Raw genomic sequence first — 5,504 nt, 5'->3', positions numbered from 1 at the left:
CGAGATCACCCTCGACATATTCCTCGCCAGAAAACGCCTGTTGAGTCCGAGGTGAACACTCCCGACAAGGGAGGGGAGAAGGGGGTTTGCTCGGCAGTCCCCAACAGGTACGACCAGCGCCTATGCCGTTGTTCCGTGACACTCATTACGCCGCGTTCCTGTTCGACATGGACGGCACGCTGCTCGACTCAAGCCTTGCCGTCGAGCGCGTCTGGCGGCGGTGGTGCGAACGCCATGCGATCGATGCCGAGGCGCTGATCGCGGTCTGTCACGGCGTACGCGGTGAGGATACCGTTCGTCGCTTCGCGACACCCGGCATGGACATCGAGGCCGAGGCCGAATGGCTGAACGCCGCCGAACTTCAGGATGTCGACGGCGTCGTGGCGATCGACGGCATCCATGACCTGATCGCGGGGCTTGGCGCAGCCGAATGGGCGATCGTCACCTCCGCACCGCGCAACCTTGCCGAAGCGCGGTTGCGCGCGGTCGGACTGCCGGTGCCCGATGTGTTCGTCACCGCCGAGGACGTGACGCGGGGCAAGCCCGACCCGCAGGGGTTCCGCCTTGCCGCCGATCGGCTGGGCGTGGCGATTACCGATTGTCTGGTGTTCGAGGATTCGCCGGCCGGCGTCGCGGCGGGCAAGGCGGCGGGTGCCGCGGTCGCGATCGTCGGTCCGCGCGTGGCCGCGACGGAGGGAAATTATGCCATTACCGACTATCGCTGATCTGATCATCGATCGCCGGACGCTGCTGGCGGGTCTGGGGGCTGCGGCGGTGTTGCCGCGAGCTGCGCTGGCCGCCAACCCGCCAATCGCGGGCTGGTATGCCGATCCCGAAATCCGCATCTTCGGCGATCGCTACTGGATCTATCCGACCTATTCCGCCGACAAGGGCACCCCGGCGCCGCAGAGCCGGTTCACGCCGTGGCAGGCGAACGAGCGCAAGGCCCCGCATATCTGGCACCCGTTCCTGCGCCAGACGTTTCTCGACGCCTTTTCCTCACCCGATCTGGTGCACTGGACGCGGCACCCGCGCGTGCTGGATGTCGAACGGGTCGGCTGGGCGGCCTATTCGATGTGGGCGCCCTCGGCGATCGCACATCGCGGGCGCTATTATCTGTTCTTCGGCGCGAACGACATCAAGAACGATGCGCAGACCGGCGGCATCGGCGTCGCAGTCGCCGACCGACCCGAAGGGCCGTTTCGCGACGCGATCGGCAAGCCGCTGATCGACAGGATCGTGAACGGCGCGCAGCCGATCGACCAGATGGCGTTCCGCGACGATGACGGGCAGGTCTATCTTTATTATGGCGGGTGGAAGCACTGCAACGTCGTGCGGCTGTCGGATACGCTGACCGGGATCGTGCCGTTCGCCGACGGGACGACGTTCAGACCGATCACCCCCTCCCCCGATTATGTCGAGGGGCCGTTCATGGCCAAGCGCAACGGCGTCTATTACCTGATGTGGTCGGAGGGCGACTGGACCGGGCCGGATTACCGCGTCGCCTATGCTACCGGGCCGAGTGCTGTCGGACCGTTCACCCCGCGTGGCGTGGTGCTGCAACAGGATGCACGGGTCGCGCGCGGGGCGGGGCATCATTCGCTGTTGCAGATACCCGGGACCGACGACTGGTACATCGTCTATCACCGGCGGCCGCTGACCGAGACCGACGGCAACCACCGCGAGATCGCAATCGACCGGCTCTATTTCCGCGCCGATGGCAGCATCGCGCCGGTGGTAATTACCGACAAGGGCGTCGGGCCGAGGATGTTGGCGCGTCGGTAAAGGCCGCCGCCAACAAGCTGCAATCCGTTCGTCCTGAGTAGCCGCTGAGCTTGTCGAAGCGGCGTATCGAAGGACCGTCTGAGACAAAGTGCTTCGATACGGGTCTTCGACTTCGCTCAGCCCCTACTCAGCACGAACGGTTCGTTATTATCCCCGGGCCCTATCCGTGCACCGCGACGATCGCCGACACCACCGTCTGGATCAGCTGCTGCCGCTCGGGCACCGGCCGCGCGGTGTCGCCAATCATCACCGCCACCGCATAGGATTTGCCGTCGGGCGCGGTCAGAATGCCGACATCGTTGAAGCCCGCCGTGCGCCCGCCCAGATCCTGTCCGGTCCCGGTCTTGTGCGCGACGCTCCACCCGGCGGGCAGCGCGGCGCGCAGCCGGGCACGTCCGGTGCGGGTATGGCTCATCGTGTCGAGCAGCCAGTTGGTCGATTGCGGCGTCAGCAACATGCCGTGCCGCAGACGCGCCAGCGCATCGGCGATCGCCCCCGCCCCCGCGCCATCGGGCGGATCGGCGACATAGGCCTGATAGGCGGCGCGCCGGACATTGGGGTCAAGCCGCGAGCGTGCCTGGGCAAAGGCATTGCCCTGCGAATATTCCTGGCGCCACGGCAGTCCGGCGGTCTTGGCCTGCAACAGCCGCTCGCCCGGACCGAAGCGGATATTGCCAAGGCCCCGGCTGGCGATGAAGTCGCGTACCGCCACCGGCCCGCCGGCCAGGTTCAGCAGCTTGTCGTTGGCGGTATTGTCGCTCAGCGTCAGGGCGCGGCGCAGCAGGTCGCCGACTGTCGTGTTGAACACGCCGTCCTTCATCAGATACGCGATCGGCTGATGAAACAGGGTCAGGTCGCTGCGGGTGATCGTGACCGGCGTGGTCAGCGCCAGCTTGCCCTCGTCGATGGCGTTCATCGTGGTCAGCGCGACCCATAGCTTGCTGACCGATTGCTGCGGCATGCGCTGGTCCATCGCGTGGCCGACGACCCAGCCTTCGTCGATGCTGCGCACCGCGATCCCGACCCTGCCCTGGAACCCGCCGCCCAGCGCATTGATCGCCGAAACCAGCGCCGGCGGAGCCGGGCGCGTCGGTGCGGGCAGCGGCACCGCCACCGCCGCCTTCGGCACCGCAGCCTGCGCGGCCGGCGGCAGCGTCCGCGTCGTGAGGCCCACGCCGCCCAGCGCGATCAGTCCCATAACCAGCGCCGCGCTTTGCGGCCGGACTTTCTTCAGCATCTGCACGATCATCTCACCCCGTCCTCCGGCAACCATGCTGCGAGGGAGATTAACATTACAAGGCGTTGACGTCCCCTTGCGACGAATCCCCCTACAGTGGCGACGAATGGTGGAAACCGGTGCCGTAGCGTCAGGGAACGAGAATCGTGTCGACCGCTTCGGCTGCGGTTTCGGGATAATCGAGCGTGTAGTGCAGTCCGCGGCTCTCCCTGCGATGCAGCGCCGAGCGTACGATCAGGTCGGCCGACTGCAACAGGTTGCGCAGCTCGATCAGGTCGGGGGTGACGCGGAAATGGCCGTAATAATCGGCGACTTCCTCGTTGAGCATCGCGATGCGATGTCGCGCACGCTCCAACCGCTTGGTCGAGCGGACGATGCCGACATAATTCCACATGAAGCGGCGGATTTCGGTCCAGTTCTGCTTGATGACGACCTCTTCGTCCGAATCGGTCACCCGGCTTTCGTCCCACGGCCGGATCGCGGGCGGCGGCGGCAGCGTGTCCCAGCGCGCGGAGATGTCGCGCGCCGCCGCCTCGCCGAACACGAAACATTCGAGCAGCGAGTTGGACGCGAGCCGGTTGGCACCGTGCAGCCCCGACTGCGACACCTCGCCGACAGCATAGAGACCGGGCAGGTCGGTGCGGCCATCGCGATCGATCACCACCCCGCCACAGGTATAATGCTGCGCCGGCACGACCGGGATCGGCTGCGTCGTCATGTCGATGCCGAGCCCGAGCAGCTTCTCGTAGATATTGGGGAAATGGCCGCGCACGAATTCGGGCGGCATATGGCTGATATCGAGATGGACATAGTCGAGGCCGAAGCGCTTGATCTCGGCATCGATCGCGCGGGCGACGATGTCGCGGGGGGCCAGTTCGGCGCGCGGGTCGTAATAGGGCATGAAGATCTTGCCGGTCGTCGGGTTCATCAGCTTGCCGCCCTCGCCGCGCACCGCTTCGGTAATCAGGAAGTTCTTGACCTCCAGATTGTAGAGGCAGGTCGGGTGGAACTGCATGAACTCCATGTTCGACACGCGGCATCCGGCGCGCCACGCCATCGCGATGCCATCGCCGGTCGCCCCGCGCGGTGCGGTACTGAACAGATAGGTGCGCCCCGCCCCGCCAGTCGCGAGGATCGTCGCGCGCGCGGTATGGAGTTCGACCCGGTCGGTCGCACGGTTGAAGGCATAGACGCCCCAGACATTGCCCGCCCCCGAATAACGCTCCTCATGCCGGCTGGTGGCAAGGTCGACCGCGACCATATCGGGCAACAGGGTGATGTTGGGATGCGCCTTCGCCGCGCGGATGAGCGCTTCCTGCACCGCCCATCCGGTCGCGTCGTCGACATGGACGATGCGGCGATGCGAATGGCCGCCCTCGCGGGTCAGGTGCAGCGCCTCCCCATCCATGTTGAACGGCACGCCCAGCGCCGCGAGCCGCTCGATCGCGGCGGGGGCGGCTTCGACCACGAATTCGACGGTAGCGCGGTCGTTGAGCCCCGCGCCGGCGACCATCGTATCCTCGACATGGTTGTCGAACGTGTCCCCCGGTTCGAGCACCGCCGCGATGCCGCCCTGCGCCCACGCGGTCGACCCTTCGTTCAGCGCACCCTTGGCCAGCACCGTAACCCGGAACCGCTCGGCCAGATGCAGTGCGGCGGTAAGACCGGCAGCGCCCGATCCGATGACGAGGATGTCGGTCTGGGCAGTGGGGTAGGACAAGGGGCACTCCGATCGATCTGACGCGCGACTATGCGGGTTTGCGTCGGTGTGACAAGCACCGGGTTCTCCTGTTGCATGTTATGTCGGCGTCGGGGGATGCCGGCGATTGGTAGATGCCTGGCTGTACCGGTTGTGGAAGGCGGCAACGGCCGCCTCTCTGTCGTTGCGCTGGCTTATATTGGCTGCCGGGCTGACCGGCGTTGAAGAAGATGCATCGCTTGCGTCTCGCGAGCGGGATGTTCCGGACGAGTGCGCCATTGCCAAGTCGAAGAAGGCACTTTGTCGTAGTGGCGAGGCTTGTGCGCCAGCCGCCGAACGGTTGTGACGGCTGGATCGGCGTTGCCGGCTTGTGCCGAGAGCGGACCTTGGGTGGCGGCGATGTGGGACCGTGCCGTGGTATCCGCCGCATTTCTCAGAAGGCGCCCGGCAGGATTTTGCTCCAGCTTGCTACCTGTTGGATAGTAAGCATGGCCAGTGGAGCGCCTTGCTATTGGGCGCGGCTTTTCTGGTAGGCGAGCTTGCCAGCATGCCGACGTCAGCGTTATCGTGCCGGTCGCGGTCACCGGCCAGACGAAGCGGCCACGGTCCAGGCTTGGAAAACAGGCACAGACCCTGCCCATCGAACCACAGCAGCTTGACCAGATGACCGCGCTTGCCACGGAACGCGAACAAGGCGCCCGAATGCGGGTTCTGCGCCAGCACTGGGACTGTCAGGAATTTTGTGCGGGAGGCCGGTTATCGTCAGATGACGAAGCGCTCGCC

5 protein-coding genes and 1 pseudogene are annotated in these 5,504 nt (G+C 65.9%); 3 read left to right on the top strand and 3 right to left on the bottom strand.

Annotated elements, in window-relative coordinates:
• The first annotated feature begins 122 nt into the window (after nt 1-122).
• Together ASE59_RS13365 and ASE59_RS13360 are read left to right on the top strand one after the other, a co-directional pair.
• A complete protein-coding gene (locus tag ASE59_RS13365; protein WP_082458448.1) occupies nt 123-725 on the top strand; it encodes an HAD-IA family hydrolase in 603 nt (200 codons plus the stop codon).
• Nucleotides 703-1,785, top strand: coding sequence for a glycoside hydrolase family 43 protein (locus ASE59_RS13360; protein WP_082458447.1), 1,083 nt, complete (start codon nt 703-705; stop codon nt 1,783-1,785). Before ASE59_RS13365 ends, ASE59_RS13360 begins: the two co-directional genes overlap by 23 nt.
• Before the next feature lie 160 nt (nt 1,786-1,945).
• Here ASE59_RS13360 and ASE59_RS13355 read toward each other — a convergent pair whose 3' ends face one another.
• Both ASE59_RS13355 and nadB read right to left on the bottom strand, forming a co-directional pair.
• A complete protein-coding gene (locus ASE59_RS13355; RefSeq protein ID WP_056457095.1) occupies nt 1,946-3,034 on the bottom strand; it encodes a serine hydrolase in 1,089 nt (362 codons plus the stop codon).
• Between the two features lie 118 nt (nt 3,035-3,152).
• Nucleotides 3,153-4,742 (bottom strand): L-aspartate oxidase, encoded by a 1,590-nt coding sequence (gene nadB, locus ASE59_RS13350; protein ID WP_056457092.1) that lies wholly within the window; start codon nt 4,740-4,742, stop codon nt 3,153-3,155.
• A gap of 106 nt (nt 4,743-4,848) precedes the next feature.
• On the opposite strand from nadB, the gene ASE59_RS20115 reads away from it, so the two are divergent.
• Nucleotides 4,849-5,067: a hypothetical protein gene (locus ASE59_RS20115; protein WP_162235319.1), complete on the top strand. Its 219-nt coding sequence runs from the start codon at nt 4,849-4,851 to the stop codon at nt 5,065-5,067.
• 202 nt (nt 5,068-5,269) lie between these two features.
• Here ASE59_RS20115 and tnpB read toward each other — a convergent pair.
• A pseudogene (tnpB, locus tag ASE59_RS19260) lies at nt 5,270-5,456 on the bottom strand (IS66 family insertion sequence element accessory protein TnpB); the annotation flags it as partial.
• Nucleotides 5,457-5,504: the final 48 nt, after the last annotated feature.

Origin of the sequence: Sphingomonas sp. Leaf10, assembly GCF_001421245.1 — a bacterium.
Taxonomy (GTDB): domain Bacteria; phylum Pseudomonadota; class Alphaproteobacteria; order Sphingomonadales; family Sphingomonadaceae; genus Sphingomonas.
The sequence above is the reverse complement of the archived record's forward strand: the minus strand, read 5'-3'. Positions and strand labels throughout refer to the sequence as shown.